Origin of the sequence: Streptococcus sp. 3167 (assembly GCF_013277175.1) — a bacterium.
Lineage (GTDB): Bacteria > Bacillota > Bacilli > Lactobacillales > Streptococcaceae > Streptococcus > Streptococcus pseudopneumoniae.
Genome location: NZ_VMML01000006.1, coordinates 42,690 through 58,853 on the forward strand (window position 1 = coordinate 42,690; position 16,164 = coordinate 58,853).

At 42.9% G+C, this 16,164-nt stretch carries 13 protein-coding genes; 11 read left to right on the plus strand and 2 right to left on the minus strand.

The features are described from left to right. Positions 1 to 59: 59 nt before the first annotated feature. The 6 genes from purH to purB all read left to right on the plus strand — a co-directional run bounded on the left by purH (position 60) and on the right by purB (position 6,352). Positions 60 to 1,607 (plus strand): bifunctional phosphoribosylaminoimidazolecarboxamide formyltransferase/IMP cyclohydrolase, encoded by a 1,548-nt coding sequence (gene purH / locus HT678_RS00745; RefSeq protein ID WP_031222471.1) that lies wholly within the window; start codon positions 60 to 62, stop codon positions 1,605 to 1,607. Between the two features lie 121 nt (positions 1,608 to 1,728). After that, complete coding sequence (gene purD, locus HT678_RS00750) at positions 1,729 to 2,991, plus strand: phosphoribosylamine--glycine ligase (RefSeq protein ID WP_050208255.1); 1,263 nt, start codon at positions 1,729 to 1,731, stop codon at positions 2,989 to 2,991. A 193-nt stretch (positions 2,992 to 3,184) separates the two neighbouring features. Then, positions 3,185 to 3,676: a 5-(carboxyamino)imidazole ribonucleotide mutase gene (purE, locus tag HT678_RS00755; RefSeq protein WP_000165491.1), complete on the plus strand. Its 492-nt coding sequence runs from the start codon at positions 3,185 to 3,187 to the stop codon at positions 3,674 to 3,676. Further along, on the plus strand, positions 3,663 to 4,754 hold the full coding sequence (purK, locus tag HT678_RS00760; RefSeq protein WP_000099012.1) for a 5-(carboxyamino)imidazole ribonucleotide synthase: 1,092 nt from the start codon (positions 3,663 to 3,665) through the stop codon (positions 4,752 to 4,754). The genes purE and purK overlap by 14 nt, the downstream gene beginning before the upstream one ends. Positions 4,755 to 4,763: 9 nt before the next feature. Further along, positions 4,764 to 4,991 (plus strand): hypothetical protein, encoded by a 228-nt coding sequence (locus tag HT678_RS00765; protein WP_000614701.1) that lies wholly within the window; start codon positions 4,764 to 4,766, stop codon positions 4,989 to 4,991. A 62-nt stretch (positions 4,992 to 5,053) separates the two neighbouring features. Continuing rightward, positions 5,054 to 6,352 carry an adenylosuccinate lyase gene (purB, locus tag HT678_RS00770; RefSeq protein ID WP_000610745.1) on the plus strand — a complete coding sequence of 433 codons (1,299 nt, stop codon included), beginning with the start codon at positions 5,054 to 5,056 and terminating at the stop codon, positions 6,350 to 6,352. A gap of 54 nt (positions 6,353 to 6,406) precedes the next feature. Here the strand turns inward: purB and strH are convergent, their stop codons facing one another. Together strH and HT678_RS00780 are read right to left on the minus strand one after the other, a co-directional pair. Next, positions 6,407 to 10,336, minus strand: coding sequence for an LPXTG-anchored beta-N-acetylhexosaminidase StrH (gene strH, locus HT678_RS00775; RefSeq protein ID WP_172924515.1), 3,930 nt, complete (start codon positions 10,334 to 10,336; stop codon positions 6,407 to 6,409). Between the two features lie 315 nt (positions 10,337 to 10,651). Then, positions 10,652 to 11,368, minus strand: coding sequence for a GntR family transcriptional regulator (locus HT678_RS00780; RefSeq protein WP_172922018.1), 717 nt, complete (start codon positions 11,366 to 11,368; stop codon positions 10,652 to 10,654). A 345-nt stretch (positions 11,369 to 11,713) separates the two neighbouring features. Between HT678_RS00780 and HT678_RS00785 the strand changes: the two genes are divergently transcribed. Genes HT678_RS00785 through HT678_RS00805 form a run of 5 tightly spaced genes read left to right on the plus strand, consistent with a single transcriptional unit; the run spans position 11,714 to position 16,120 of the window. Then, positions 11,714 to 13,501 (plus strand): beta-galactosidase, encoded by a 1,788-nt coding sequence (locus HT678_RS00785; RefSeq protein WP_000196546.1) that lies wholly within the window; start codon positions 11,714 to 11,716, stop codon positions 13,499 to 13,501. Continuing rightward, positions 13,498 to 13,974: a PTS system mannose/fructose/N-acetylgalactosamine-transporter subunit IIB gene (locus HT678_RS00790; RefSeq protein WP_000156972.1), complete on the plus strand. Its 477-nt coding sequence runs from the start codon at positions 13,498 to 13,500 to the stop codon at positions 13,972 to 13,974. Before HT678_RS00785 ends, HT678_RS00790 begins: the two co-directional genes overlap by 4 nt. Before the next feature lie 27 nt (positions 13,975 to 14,001). Next, a complete protein-coding gene (locus HT678_RS00795) occupies positions 14,002 to 14,907 on the plus strand; it encodes a PTS mannose/fructose/sorbose/N-acetylgalactosamine transporter subunit IIC (protein ID WP_000617007.1) in 906 nt (301 codons plus the stop codon). After that, a complete protein-coding gene (locus HT678_RS00800) occupies positions 14,894 to 15,709 on the plus strand; it encodes a PTS system mannose/fructose/sorbose family transporter subunit IID (protein ID WP_000185300.1) in 816 nt (271 codons plus the stop codon). Before HT678_RS00795 ends, HT678_RS00800 begins: the two co-directional genes overlap by 14 nt. Positions 15,710 to 15,715: 6 nt before the next feature. Next, positions 15,716 to 16,120 carry a PTS sugar transporter subunit IIA gene (locus HT678_RS00805; protein WP_007284837.1) on the plus strand — a complete coding sequence of 135 codons (405 nt, stop codon included), beginning with the start codon at positions 15,716 to 15,718 and terminating at the stop codon, positions 16,118 to 16,120. Positions 16,121 to 16,164 lie beyond the last annotated feature (44 nt).

The following is a 16,164-nucleotide window of genomic DNA, read 5'->3' on the forward strand; positions in this document are numbered from 1 at the left end:
TGTATCTAATAGATATTTTATACGAAGTTAAATATATGGTTTTGGAAAAGGAGAATATAATGACTAAACGCGTCTTAATCAGCGTCTCAGACAAAGCGGGCATTGTTGAATTTGCCCAAGAACTCAAAAAACTTGGTTGGGAGATTATCTCAACAGGTGGAACTAAGGTTGCCCTTGATAATGCTGGGGTGGATACCATTGCTATCGATGATGTGACTGGTTTCCCAGAAATGATGGACGGTCGTGTGAAGACCCTCCACCCAAATATCCACGGAGGGCTTCTCGCTCGTCGTGACTTGGATAGCCACTTGGAAGCGGCTAAGGACAACAAGATTGAGCTCATTGACCTTGTGGTGGTCAACCTTTACCCATTTAAGGAAACTATCCTTAAACCAGATGTGACTTATGCTGATGCAGTTGAAAATATCGATATTGGTGGGCCGTCTATGCTTCGTTCAGCAGCGAAAAATCATGCCAGTGTTACAGTTGTGGTAGATCCTGCTGACTACGCTGTGGTTTTGGACGAATTGGCAGCAAACGGCGAAACCTCTTATGAAACTCGCCAACGTTTAGCAGCCAAAGTATTTCGTCACACAGCGGCTTATGACGCCTTGATTGCAGAATACTTCACAGCTCAAGTGGGTGAAAGCAAGCCTGAAAAACTCACTTTGACTTATGACCTCAAGCAACCAATGCGTTACGGTGAAAATCCTCAACAAGATGCCGATTTCTATCAAAAAGCTTTGCCGACAGATTACTCGATTGCATCCGCTAAACAGCTCAACGGTAAGGAATTGTCTTTTAACAATATCCGTGATGCGGATGCTGCCATTCGTATCATCCGTGACTTCAAAGATCGTCCAACCGTTGTGGCTCTCAAACATATGAATCCATGTGGAATTGGTCAAGCTGACGACATCGAGACTGCTTGGGACTATGCTTATGAGTCTGACCCAGTCTCAATTTTCGGTGGAATCGTCGTTCTCAACCGTGAGTTGGATGTTGCGACAGCTGAGAAGATGCATGGTGTTTTCCTTGAAATCATCATCGCACCAAGTTATACGGATGAAGCGCTAGCTATTTTGACTAATAAAAAGAAAAACTTGCGTATCCTTGCCTTGCCATTTGATGCTCAAGAGGCTAGCGAAGTGGAAGCAGAATACACAGGTGTTGTCGGTGGACTTCTGGTACAAAACCAAGACGTGGTCAAAGAAAGCCCAGCTGACTGGCAAGTGGTGACCAAACGCCAGCCAACTGAGACAGAAGCGACTGCTCTTGAGTTTGCTTGGAAAGCTATCAAGTACGTCAAATCAAACGGTATCATCGTAACCAATGACCACATGACACTTGGTGTCGGTCCGGGTCAAACTAACCGTGTGGCTTCTGTTCGCATCGCTATTGATCAAGCTAAAGACCGTCTTGACGGCGCTGTTCTTGCTTCGGATGCCTTCTTCCCATTTGCGGATAATGTGGAAGAAATCGCCAAAGCAGGGATCAGGGCTATCATCCAGCCGGGTGGATCCGTCCGTGACCAAGAGTCTATCGAAGCTGCTGACAAATATGGCTTGACAATGGTCTTTACAGGTGTGAGACATTTTAGACATTAAGAACGTTAAAGGGAAGAAAACAGTTTCTTTCCTTTTTTGGCTTAAAATGCTAACTGAAACAAGATTAAAACGAACTTTTTTGATATAATGTTGGTAAATAATTCGCAAAAGAGGTTGAGAAATGAAACTGCTTGTTGTCGGTTCGGGTGGTCGTGAGCATGCGATTGCTAAAAAGTTACTTGAATCAAAAGGGGTTGAAAGAGTCTTTGTAGCTCCTGGGAATGACGGTATGACTCTGGATGGTCTGAAATTGGTAAATATCTCTATTTCCGAACATTCTAAATTGATTGAGTTTGCAAAAGCCAACGATATTGCTTGGACCTTTATAGGGCCAGATGACGCCCTTGCAGCTGGTATCGTGGATGATTTTAACCAAGCTGGTCTCAAAGCCTTTGGTCCGACAAGATTGGCGGCAGAGTTGGAGTGGTCCAAGGATTTTGCTAAGGAAATCATGGTCAAATACGGCGTTCCGACAGCAACCTATGGCACATTCTCAGATTTCGAGGAAGCCAAGGCCTATATCGAAAAGCAGGGTGCGCCTATCGTAGTCAAGGCGGATGGCCTGGCGCTTGGGAAGGGTGTCGTCGTTGCGGAGAGGGTTGAGCAAGCGGTCGAAGCAGCTCACGAGATGCTTTTGGACAATAAATTTGGTGACTCAGGTGCGCGTGTGGTTATTGAGGAATTCCTTGAAGGAGAGGAATTTTCACTCTTTGCCTTTGTCAATGGGGACAAGTTCTACATCATGCCAACAGCGCAAGACCACAAACGTGCCTATGATGGCGATAAGGGGCCTAACACTGGTGGGATGGGTGCCTATGCGCCAGTTCCACACTTACCACAGAGTGTAGTTGATACAGCGGTTGAGACTATTGTCAAGCCAATCCTTGAAGGGATGATCAAAGAAGGCCGTCCGTATCTTGGCATCCTCTATGCAGGGCTTATCCTGACAGCAGAAGATCCTAAAGTCATCGAGTTCAATGCTCGCTTTGGAGATCCTGAAACACAGATTATCTTGCCTCGTTTGACATCTGACTTTGCACAAAATATTACAGATATTCTGGATAGCAAGGAGCCAAACATCACCTGGACGGATAAGGGTGTGACTCTGGGTGTGGTTGTCGCATCCAAGGGCTACCCGCTAGACTATGAAAGGGGCGTTGAGTTGCCAGCCAAGACAGAAGGCGATGTCATCACCTACTATGCAGGGGCTAAGTTTGCGGAAAATAGCAGAGCACTGATCTCAAACGGCGGACGAGTTTATATGCTCGTTACCACAGCAGCCACCGTCAAAGAAGCCCAAGCCAGCATCTACCAAGAACTATCCCAACAAAAAATAGAAGGACTCTTCTACCGAACAGATATCGGAAGCAAGGCAATTAAGTAAAGATATAAGAATAACGCGCCGTAGTCGCCAAACACGATAATGGTCGTCGTGGTGAAAAGACCAGAACAGTGAATGTTCTGGTCAGGGGGAAACTTTGAGACCTTAGGCTCAAAGTTTAGGAATGAAACCGAAGGTTTGCTTCCGTCCCCACCACCTAAGACCATTATCAAAAAAGAAGAAAAAAGGAAAAATTATGACTAAACCAATTATTTCCATCATCATGGGCTCAAAATCCGACTGGGCAACCATGCAAAAAACAGCAGAAGTCCTAGACCGCTTCGGTGTAGCCTACGAGAAGAAGGTTGTCTCTGCCCACCGCACACCAGACCTCATGTTCAGACATGCCGAAGAAGCTCGTAGCCGTGGCATCAAGGTCATTATCGCAGGTGCAGGTGGCGCAGCCCACTTGCCAGGAATGGTAGCTGCCAAAACAACCCTTCCAGTCATTGGCGTGCCAGTCAAATCTCGTGCCCTTAGTGGCGTGGATTCACTCTATTCTATCGTTCAGATGCCGGGTGGGGTGCCTGTTGCGACAATGGCTATCGGTGAAGCTGGTGCGACAAATGCGGCTCTCTTCGCCCTCCGTCTTCTTTCAGTAGAGGATCAAGCTATCGCGACGGCTTTGGCAGATTTTGCAGAAGAACAAGGAAAAATCGCAGAGGAGTCTACCAATGAGCTCATCTAAAACAATCGGAATTATCGGTGGCGGTCAACTGGGTCAGATGATGGCCATTTCTGCTATCTACATGGGGCACAAGGTTATCGCGCTGGATCCTGCGGCGGATTGCCCGGCCTCTCGCGTGGCGGAAATCATTGTGGCACCTTATAACGATGTGGACGCCCTCCGTCAGTTGGCAGACCGTTGCGATGTCCTCACTTACGAGTTTGAAAATGTCGACGCTGACGGTTTGGATGCCGTTATCAAGGATGGACAACTCCCTCAAGGAACAGATCTGCTCCGCATTTCGCAAAATCGTATTTTTGAAAAGGACTTTTTGTCAAACAAGGCTCAAGTCACTGTGGCACCCTACAAGGTCGTGACTTCTAGCCTAGACTTGGCAGATATCGACTTGTCGAAAAACTATGTCCTCAAGACTGCGACTGGTGGCTACGATGGTCATGGACAAAAGGTTATTCGTTCAGAAGCAGACTTGGAAGCAGCCTATGCGCTAGCAGACTCAGCAGACTGCGTCTTGGAAGAATTTATCAACTTTGACCTTGAGATTTCTGTCATCGTGTCAGGAAATGGCAAGGAGGTGACGTTTTTCCCAGTTCAGGAAAATATCCACCGCAACAATATCCTGTCTAAGACCATCGTACCAGCCCGCATTTCTGAAAGTCTAGTAGACAAGGCTAAAGCTATGGCAGTGCGAATCGCAGAACAACTCAACTTGTCTGGAACTCTCTGTGTGGAAATGTTTGCGACTGATGATGACGTTATTGTCAATGAAATCGCCCCACGACCACATAACTCTGGGCACTATTCTATTGAAGCCTGTGATTTCTCTCAGTTTGACACCCATATTCTCGGTGTTCTCGGAGCACCATTACCAGTCATCAAACTCCATGCGCCAGCCGTTATGCTTAATGTCCTCGGTCAGCATGTCGAGGCTGCTGAGCAATATGTGACAGAAAATTCAAGCGCCCACCTCCACATGTATGGTAAAATAGAAGCGAAGCACAACCGCAAGATGGGACATGTGACCTTGTTTAGTGATGTACCGGATAGTGTGGATGAGCTTGGGGAAGGGATTGATTTTTAGGACAAGTCTATGATACAAATTATCGTTAATACATTTATTGAAAAGGATAAGACTGGAGCAGTTGTTGAAGTGTTGTATGCCAGTGCTGACCAAGATAAGGTACAAGCTAAATATGAAGAACTAGCTGCACAATACCCCGAAAATTATTTAGCTATCTATGATGTACCGCTGGATACGGATTTGAATACACTAGATCATTACCCGTCTGTGTTTATTGAAAAAGAGGAGTTTGAGTAGAAATCTTGGTTTACCTAGATAGCTTATTCCCAACAGCTTAAGAAGAAAGGAAAAATTAACACATGATCAACCGTTACTCTCGCCCTGAGATGGCGAATATTTGGAGTGAAGAAAATAAATACCGTGCTTGGCTTGAGGTGGAAATCCTCTCTGACGAGGCATGGGCTGAGTTGGGGGAAATCCCTAAGGAAGATGTGGCTTTGATTCGCAAGAAGGCGGACTTTGACATCGACCGTATTTTGGAAATTGAGCAGGAGACGCGCCACGATGTGGTGGCTTTCACGCGTGCGGTTTCTGAGACTCTTGGTGAAGAGCGCAAGTGGGTTCACTATGGGTTAACTTCTACCGACGTGGTGGATACTGCTTATGGTTACCTCTACAAGCAGGCCAACGACATCATCCGTCGTGACCTTGAAAACTTCACTAATATCATCGCTGACAAGGCCAAGGAGCACAAGTTCACCATCATGATGGGGCGTACTCATGGTGTGCACGCTGAGCCGACAACCTTTGGTCTTAAATTGGCAACTTGGTACAGCGAAATGAAACGCAATATCGAGCGTTTCGAGCATGCAGCTGCTGGTGTAGAAGCTGGTAAGATTTCTGGTGCGGTTGGGAACTTTGCCAATATCCCACCATTTGTAGAGGAGTATGTCTGCGATAAACTTGGCATCCGTGCCCAAGAAATCTCTACACAAGTCCTTCCTCGTGACCTTCACGCTGAGTACTTTGCGGTTCTTGCCAGCATTGCGACTTCAATCGAACGTATGGCGACTGAGATTCGTGGTCTACAAAAATCTGAGCAACGCGAAGTAGAAGAGTTCTTTGCTAAAGGGCAAAAAGGGTCTTCAGCAATGCCTCACAAACGCAACCCAATCGGTTCTGAAAATATGACTGGTCTGGCGCGTGTCATTCGTGGTCACATGATTACGGCTTATGAAAACGTCGCTCTCTGGCACGAACGCGATATTTCTCACTCATCAGCTGAGCGTATCATCACACCAGATACGACCATTTTGATTGACTACATGCTCAACCGTTTTGGAAATATCGTCAAGAACTTGACAGTCTTCCCAGAAAATATGATCCGAAACATGAACTCGACTTTTGGTCTTATCTTTAGCCAACGGGCTATGTTGACATTGATTGAAAAAGGCATGACCCGTGAGCAAGCCTATGACTTGGTGCAACCAAAAACAGCCTACTCTTGGGACAACCAAGTAGACTTTAAACCACTTCTTGAGGCAGATTCAGAAGTAACATCACGTCTCACTCAAGAAGAAATCGATGAAATCTTCAACCCAGTTTATTACACCAAACGAGTGGATGATATCTTTGAACGTCTTGGACTAGGTGATTAATTAAAAAATAAACAGCGAGCTTCAATCTCGCTGTTTATTTTTTATCGAAAAGACTTAGTCTTCTTTTCTTTTAGTGAGTCCATAGGCTGCTAGTGTGGACATGAGTCCTGCGACTACTAGTCCTGCAGAATCGTGAGTTCCTGTTTCAGGAAGTTTTTTCTCTGTTACCACAGGAGCTGGATCTTGAGGAAGAGCTTTGCTTTCCTCAGCAGGAGCAGTTGATGGAGCTGGTTGGCTTGGGATTTCTAGTTTTGGTTTTTCTTCAGCAATAGCGGCTTGTCCGTTTTCATCGCCTACATGTGTTACCATAGTTCCGACTTCGACTATTTGAGTAACGGCTTCCTGTGCTACGACACTATTTACAAGTGTTTTCACTTCCTTACCATCGGCAGAAGTGCTCACAGAGTAGAAGTTGCTACGATGTCCATTGACGCCCTTAGTAATGACTTGTGTTTTTCCTTTGAGTAAGAGTGGATTTTCACGAGTCACTGTGGTAAATGGAATTTCTTCTTTTTGGATATCCAGTCTAGGTTTTACCTCAGTAGTTGGTGCAAGACCACTTTCATCACCCTTGTGAGTTACAGGAGCGCCAACTTCAACCACTTGGTTTATAACTTCTTTGGTTACCTGGCTATCAAGGACTGTTTCTGTTGTTTTTCCATTTTCAGTGAGTACAGAGATGTAATGAGTTCGTTCACCTTTGACTCCTGCTGTGATAATATTTTCCTGACCAGCTGGGAGGTTAGGATTTTCTTTCTTGATAACTTCAAATGGAATTTCTTCAGTTCTTGTGATGAGTTCTGGTCTGGTTTCAACATTGGCAGCCACTTCATTTTCATCTAGGCTTCCTGAATGAGTTGCAGCTGGTTTGAGGCCTTGAAGAGCGGCTTTTAGGTTGGCTACAAGTGTGTCAAGCTCAGCTTGTTTATTACGGTTGAGGTTGTAATTTAGAGCTGTTTTAGCTGCGTCAAGGGCCTCAAGACTTTCTTTACTATATCCTTCTAAGTTTGTAGGAATTTTAGCTAATTCTTCGCGGAGAGCATTATAATTAGCACGGAAGTAGTCTTTGTTGTGGTCTGCAAAGGCAGTCATGAGTTCAAAGATTTCCTCTTCCTTGTATTCAGCGCTTGGTCTATCTGCCCAGATTGAAAGCATACTTCCGACTGTTGGAAGATCTACTTCAGGATATTTGGTAGAAGCTAGTTGATTGAATGGTGTTTTTCCAGAATTTTCAATTGCCTTTGAAAGAGGATAAGCTTCATCTTGTTTGTGATTTCCTAAAACATAGTACCAGTCACCGTTGGTATTCAAGAACTTATAACCTTTGTTTGCCAGATACTGAGGTGACGCAAGGTTGTAGCCCCACCAGCCTTTAGACCAGTAAGAAATCAAGACATCTTTATCGAATTCAGCATCATCCTTGTCTTCGTAATAGAAGCCATCGTTGAAGGCCATTGGTTGTAGCCCTCTTTCCTTAGCCATAGCAGCTAGACTGTTAGAATAGTCTGCAAACTTGTTATAGAGTCCATACCATTTGAGGTAGTACCAACCTTGGGCGTTGGTCGCATCATTGGCATATTCATCTGTACCATAGTTGAATATCTTTGATTTATCAGCAAAGTAATCCATATACTTACCGATAAGGGCTTTGGTAAAGTTAAGGGCTTCTTGATTTTCAAGGTCCATGGTTGTTTTTGAAACTTTATCAAAGTTTGCTTGAGGATTTTTAGTACCTAATTTTTCCATGGCAACCAGCATAGCATCCATGTGACCTGGATTGTTAATAGCTGGGATGAGACCGATGTCCTTAGATTTAGCGTATTCAATTAGCTCTGTCACTTCTGCCTGTGTTAGTGCAGTACCGTTTGGATCGTCGTAGTAAGCTTTAGTTCCTTCGATAATAGCTTTTTTAACGTCATCACTAGCATAGGTTTTTCCGTTGGCAGTAATGGTCATATCATCGAGTAGAAAGCGAAGTCCGTCATTTCCTAGAAGGAGATGAACATCAGAATATCCGAGCTCACTGGCCTTGTCTACGATGCGTTTGAGCTGGTTCAGAGTAAAGTATTTGCGACCTGCATCGATGGAAATGACTTTATTCTTATTCAGTTTTTCAAGTTCGCGTTTAGCATCCTCTTCTTTTTGTGCTTCTGGAGTTAAAGCCAAGTTTTTAATAGCATCTTGAAGGCTTGCGATTGCTTGATCAATCGTATCCTGTTGAGCACGGCTGAGGTTGCTATCGAGTGAACGGATGGCTTTTTCAGCTTCTTTGACAGCAGCAAAACTTTCAGCAGTATAACGGTTAGAGTCTTTTGGAATAGTTTCTAGTGCTTTTTCTGCAGGTTGATAGTTGGCTGCGAAGTATTCAGCGTTGGCATTTGCAAAATGACGCATGAGTTTGAAGAGGCGAGATGGAGAATAACGTGCAGATGGGGTATCGGCCCAAGCAGCTACCATACCACCGATGATTGGGACATCAGCTCCTTCTGTTTTTGGTACAGAAGTGATTGGTGTGTTTTTAATACCATTGAGCCCCTGATCGAGATTGTACCAACCTTGGTCATCAGCGTTTCGTCCAAGAACGTAGTACCAAGCATCATTGGTATTAAGGATTTGGTGACCTTTTTCAGCTAGTAGTTTAGAAGAAGCGACATCGTAGCCTCCCCAACCACCAGTCCACATAGAAACGATGATGTCTTTGTCAAAACTACCAAAGCTTGTGTCGCTATTGTAGTAGATACCGTCGTTAAAGGCCATTGGTTTGAGACCGTGCGATTTTACAATACGAGCGAGGTCATTGGCGTAGGCAATAAATTTTTCATAGCCTTTTACAGGGTAGCCTTCGTTTGGATAGTATTTATCAGCTTGAAGCACACTCCAACCTTTAGCATCTGTCGCATCATTGGCATATTCATCAAGTCCGATGTTGAAGATTTCAGTTTTTTTCGCGAAATAAGCAGCATACTTGTCGATAAGGGCTTTTGTAAAAGCGACAGCTTGTTCGTTGTCAAGATCGACAGTACGGGCTGATTCCTTCCCAAAATAGCTAAAGTTAGGGTTTTGGATTCCCAATTCTTTCATGGCATTGAGAATCGCATCCATGTGACCAGGACTATTTACTGTCGGAATGAGACCGATACCTTTATCTTTTGCATAGTTAATCAGATCTGTCATTTGACTTTCTGTTAAGTGATTGCCGTTTGGATCGTTGTAATAATCATTTGTACCTTTTTCAATGGCGCGTTTGACATCGTCACTGGCATAGGTCTTGCCGTTAGCTGTGATGCTCATATCGTCCAACATGAAACGAAGTCCATCATTTCCGACTAATAGGTGTAAATCAGTGTAGCCATAATGTTTCGCTTTATCGATGATTTCCTTGAGCTGTTCTGGTGAGAAATATTTACGTCCAGCATCAATAGAAACAATTTTCTTTTTCGCTAGTTTTTCACTTACAGTTGCAGCACGTTCCTTTCCTGCCTCTGTTGCCGGTTTGTCAGCCTCTGCTTTCGCTTCATTTTTTTTAGCATCTTTTTCAGCTGGTTTATCCTTGTCAGTCTTGTCTGTATTTGACTCTTTAGAATCAATCTCTTTAGCTTCTTCTGCCTTTTTATTAGCAGTTTCTTTTTCAGCAGAAGTTGGAGTTACCACCTCTGCTTTATCACTAGGAGTTGAACTAACTTCCTCTTGTGGTTTTTCTTCTGTTTTTGGAAGACTAGCTACCTTATCAGTAGCTGGAGTTTCTGTTTCTACAGTTTTTGGAGCTTCTGGTTGAAGCTCTGCTTTAGGTGTTTCCTCAGTCCGATTTTCGGATGATTGAGGGGAATCAGAAACCGTATGGATGGTCGGTTGGTTTTCTGTAGTAGTAGGAGTAACTCCATCGGCTGCAACAGTCTGTGCTTGGAAGGCAAATCCAATTAGAACAGAAGCTGCTCCTACAGCGTATTTACGAATAGAAAAACGCTGTTGTTTTTCATGTTTCATTGCAAAACCTCCTGATTGCATTGTTATATTGATAGCGATTATATAAATCAACGCCTTTATTTTATTTCTTATATTAACGAGAGTCAAGAGGAGATGACAAAAAACTATAATAAGTATAAAAAAATATAAAATTTAAGCTTAAGATTTCAGATTAGTCGGAAAAAATACGTATATATATCTAGTATAATTTTTGGTTCTATTTCTATAAAATATTCCACAAATTATAGAATCTTCCAAAAATAGGTAAGCGCTACCTTTTTGGTGTGGTATAATAAGCATAGAAAAAGCCCGAGCGATTAGGCTCAGGCTTTCTTCTTAGTGATCACGGTCACATGAGATGAATTTAATCTTGTAGTAATCAGATTGTTTGTAAGTTTCACTGTATTCTAAAACTTGGCCAGTTGATTCGAGTTTGGTGATTTTAGTTTGTAGGACAGTAGGGAATTGTTCATCGACTCCGAGGACTGAAGCCGCATGTTCTGGAGTTGGAAAGACTATTTCGTTGATTTCTTCAAAGTGTTCATCATTCATGTGAATGTGGTAGTCTAACTTGAAACGATTATAGATAGAACTATAGTATTCAAGGTTTGGATAATTTGCGTTGATATATTGTTCTGGGATGTAGGATGTATGGTAGATATAAACGACACCGTTTGATTCGCGGATACGTTCAATCTTGTAGTAGAATTGATCGCCGCGTAGACCCAATTTTTCCAAGTAAACAAGCTTGTTTCCGCGTTCAATTGAAAGAACAGTTACCTTATCATCTTTAGCATTGAAGAGTTCAATATCTGAAAACTCTACAAGCTTGTGTTTGCGTGCACGTGAAACGAAGGTTCCTTTTCCTTGTTGGCGGACAATATAGCCATCTTTGGCAAGGTCGTTTAAGGCGCGAACAACTGTGATAGAGCTGACATCGTACATTGAAATGAGTTCTGCTTCAGTGTAAAATTTATCTCCACTGCTAAACTGCCCAGAGATGATTTTATTTTTTAATTCGTCTTTTATGTATTGATATTTGGGAATTGCCATATTTTTACCTCTATTTTCCTTCTCCATAGAAAATTTTACCATAAAAGCGAAAAAAATAGTAGTCTTTTGAATAAAAAATTAGATAACAGATTAAAAAATTAAGTTACATAGGCATTGCTCATATTTTATAAATGTATTTTATACAAAATTATTTTAGGTTCTCTATTCCGAATGTAAAGAGCGTTTGAAATGGGTCTGAAAATGTTTGAAACTAATTGAACGTGTGTATAATAGTAAAATTACAGTAAATATTCCGACAATTTCTATTGACAATTCAAACAGATTGGTTTATAATTACTATAACAACGAGTGAAAGCGCAAACTTTGCAATCAAAAGGTAGTTTTATGACACGATTTGAGATACGAGACGATTTCTATTTAGATGGGAAACCGTTCAAGATTTTGTCCGGCGCCATTCATTATTTTAGGATTCCTCCAGAGGATTGGTATCATTCGCTCTATAACTTGAAGGCTCTTGGTTTTAATACGGTAGAGACTTATGTGGCTTGGAATTTACACGAGCCTCGTGAGGGTGAGTTTCATTTTGAAGGAGCTCTGGATTTGGAGCGATTTCTACAGACAGCGCAAGACTTGGGTCTCTACGCTATCGTTCGTCCGTCACCCTTCATCTGTGCGGAGTGGGAATTCGGTGGTTTACCAGCCTGGCTCTTAACCAAAGACATGAGGATTCGTTCTTCAGATCCTGCCTATATTGAGGCTGTCGGTCGCTATTATGATCAGCTCTTGCCACGACTGGTTCCACATCTGTTGGACAATGGTGGCAATATCCTCATGATGCAGGTTGAAAATGAGTATGGTTCTTATGGAGAAGATAAGGCTTACCTGAGAGCCATTCGACAGCTGATGGAAGAGCGTGGCGTAACCTGTCCTCTCTTTACATCAGATGGTCCTTGGAGAGCTACTCTGAAAGCGGGAACCTTAATCGAAGATGACCTCTTTGTAACAGGGAACTTTGGTTCTAAGGCACCTTACAACTTTTCACAGATGCAGGAATTCTTTGATGAGCATGGCAAGAAATGGCCGCTCATGTGTATGGAGTTCTGGGATGGCTGGTTCAATCGTTGGAAAGAACCGATTATCACACGGGATCCTAAGGAATTGGCAGATGCAGTTCGAGAGGTTTTGGAACAAGGCTCCATCAATCTTTACATGTTCCACGGTGGTACAAACTTTGGCTTCATGAATGGTTGCTCAGCTCGAGGGACTTTGGACCTGCCACAAGTTACATCTTATGATTACGATGCTCTTCTGGATGAAGAAGGAAATCCAACTGCCAAATACTTGGCAGTCAAGAAGATGATGGCAACACATTTCCCAGAGTATCCGCAGTTAGAACCACTCTACAAAGAGAGTATGGAGTTGGATGCTATACCAATAGTAGAAAAAGTTTCCTTGTTTGAAACCTTGGATAGCTTGTCAAGTCCAGTAGAAAGCCTCTATCCTAAAAAGATGGAGGAGCTGGGACAAAGCTATGGTTACTTACTCTATCGAACAGAAACAAACTGGGATGCAGAAGAAGAAAGACTTCGTATCATTGACGGTCGAGATAGGGCCCAGCTGTATGTCGATGGTCAGTGGATTAAAACCCAATATCAGACAGAGATTGGGGAAGATATTTTTTATCAAGGTGAAAAGAAAGCGTTATCTAGGATTGACATATTGATAGAAAATATGGGGCGTGTCAACTATGGGCATAAGTTCTTAGCAGATACGCAACGTAAGGGAATTCGGACAGGGGTTTGTAAGGATTTGCATTTCTTACTGAACTGGAAACACTATCCACTCCCACTAGACAATCCTAAGAAAATTGATTTTTCAAAAGGATGGACTCAAGGACAACCAGCCTTTTACGCTTATGACTTTACAGTCCAAGAGCCAAAAGATACTTACCTAGACTTGTCTGAGTTTGGTAAGGGAGTTGCCTTTGTCAATGGGCAGAATCTAGGACGTTTTTGGAACGTCGGCCCAACCCTCTCACTTTATATCCCTCATAGCTATCTCAAGGAAGGTGCCAACCGCATCATCATCTTTGAAACAGAGGGCCAATATAAAGAAGAGATTCATTTAACTCGTAAACCTACACTAAAACACATAAAGGGGGAAAACTTATGACAATTGTAGGATGCCGTATCGATGGACGTTTGATCCACGGACAAGTAGCCAATCTTTGGGCTGGAAAACTAAATGTTTCACGTATTATGGTTGTAGATGACGAAGTTGTCAACAACGATGTTGAAAAGAGTGGTTTGAAACTTGCGACACCACCAGGTGTAAAATTGAGTATTTTGCCAATTGAGAAAGCGGCAGCCAATATTCTTGCTGGTAAATACGATAGCCAACGTCTCTTTATCGTTGCTCGTAAACCAGACCGCTTCCTTGGTTTGGTAGAAGCAGGTGTACCACTTGAAACCCTTAATGTTGGGAATATGTCTCAAACACCAGAAACTCGCCCTATCACACGTTCTATCAACGTAGTAGACAAGGATGTGGAAGATTTCCACAAATTGGCAGAAAAAGGTGTTAAACTTACTGCTCAAATGGTTCCAAATGATCCAATTTCAGACTTTTTGAGCTTATTAAAATAGGAAAAAATTTTTTAGGAGGTCATTGTTATGATACAATGGTGGCAAATTTTACTTCTCACTTTGTACTCAGCTTATCAAATCTGTGATGAGTTGACGATCGTTTCATCTGCAGGTTCCCCTGTATTTGCTGGTTTCATTACTGGTTTAATCATGGGAGATGTGACTACTGGTTTGCTTATCGGTGGTAACTTGCAACTGTTCGTTCTTGGGGTTGGTACCTTCGGTGGTGCTTCTCGTATCGACGCAACTTCTGGTGCGGTTCTTGCGACAGCCTTCTCTGTTTCACAAGGAATTGATGCACCGCTTGCCATTACTACAATCGCTGTACCAGTAGCAACTCTCTTGACTTACTTCGACGTTCTTGGTCGTATGACTACTACCTTCTTCGCTCACCGTGTGGATGCTGCCATCGAACGCTTTGACTATAAAGGTATTGAACGCAACTACTTGCTTGGTGCGATTCCTTGGGCTTTATCTCGTGCCCTTCCAGTCTTCTTTGCCCTTGCTTTTGGTGGTGAATTTGTACAAGGCGTAGTAGACTTCGTTACAAAATACCAATGGATTGCAGATGGTTTGACACTCGCAGGACGTATGCTTCCAGGTCTTGGATTTGCAATCTTGCTTCGTTACCTTCCAGTTAAACGTAACCTTCATTACCTTGCTATGGGATTTGGTTTGACAGCTATGTTGACTGTTCTTTACTCATATGTAACAGGTCTTGGTGGCGCTGTTGCTGGTATCGTAGGTACTCTTCCTGCTGAAGTTGCTGAAAAAATTGGTTTCGTGAACAACTTCAAAGGATTGTCTATGATTGGTATCTCTATCGTAGGTATTTTCCTTGCAGTGCTTCACTTCAAAAATAGCCAAAAAGTAGCTGTAGCAGCACCTTCTACACCATCAGAAAGTGGGGAAATCGAAGATGACGAATTCTAATTACAAACTAACAAAAGAAGATTTTAATCAAATCAACAAACGTAGCTTGTTTACTTTCCAATTAGGTTGGAACTACGAACGTATGCAAGCTTCTGGTTACCTTTACATGATCTTGCCTCAGTTGCGTAAAATGTATGGGGATGGAACTCCTGAATTGAAAGAAATGATGAAAGTTCATACTCAATTCTTCAATACTTCACCATTCTTCCATACTATTATCGCTGGTTTTGACCTTGCCATGGAAGAAAAAGATGGTGTAGGTTCAAAAGACGCCGTTAACGGTATCAAGACAGGTTTGATGGGACCATTCGCTCCTCTTGGGGATACAATCTTTGGTTCACTTGTACCTGCTATCATGGGGTCAGTCGCAGCAACTATGGCTATCGCTGGCCAACCTTGGGGGATCTTCCTTTGGATTGCAGTTGCAGTAGCGTATGACATCTTCCGTTGGAAACAGTTGGAATTTGCTTACAAAGAAGGGGTTAACCTTATCAACAACATGCAAAGTACCTTGACAGCTTTGATTGACGCTGCATCTGTACTTGGTGTCTTCATGATGGGTGCTCTTGTAGCAACAGTGATTAACTTTGAAATTTCTTACAAGTTGCCAATCGGTGAAAAGATGATTGATTTCCAAGACATCTTGAACCAAATCTTCCCACGTTTGCTTCCAGCAATCTTTACTGCCTTTATCTTCTGGTTGCTTGGTAAGAAAGGTATGAACTCTACTAAAGCTATCGGTATTATTATCGTACTTGCTTTGACTCTTTCTGCCCTTGGTCACTTTGCACTTGGAATGTAATTCCTTATGACTAAATCATTAATTTTGGTGAGCCATGGTCGCTTCTGTGAGGAGCTTAGAGGTAGCACAGAAATGATTATGGGCCCACAAGACAACATTTACACAGTAGCTCTTCTTCCAGAAGATGGCCCAGAAGAATTTACTGCTAAATTTGAAGCTGTTATTGAAGGGGTGGATGATTTCCTAGTCTTTGCGGATCTTCTCGGTGGGACACCTTGTAATGTGGTGAGTCGCTTGATCATGGAAGGTCGTGATATTGACCTTTACGCAGGGATGAATCTTCCAATGGTGATTGAATTTATCAATGCGAGCCTTACAGGCGCAGATGCGGACTACAAGAGCCGTGCTGCAGAAAGTATTGTGAAAGTTAATGACCTGTTAGCGGGCTTCGATGATGACGAAGATGAATAATACTCTTCGAAAATCTCTTCAAACTACGTCAACGTCGCCTTGCC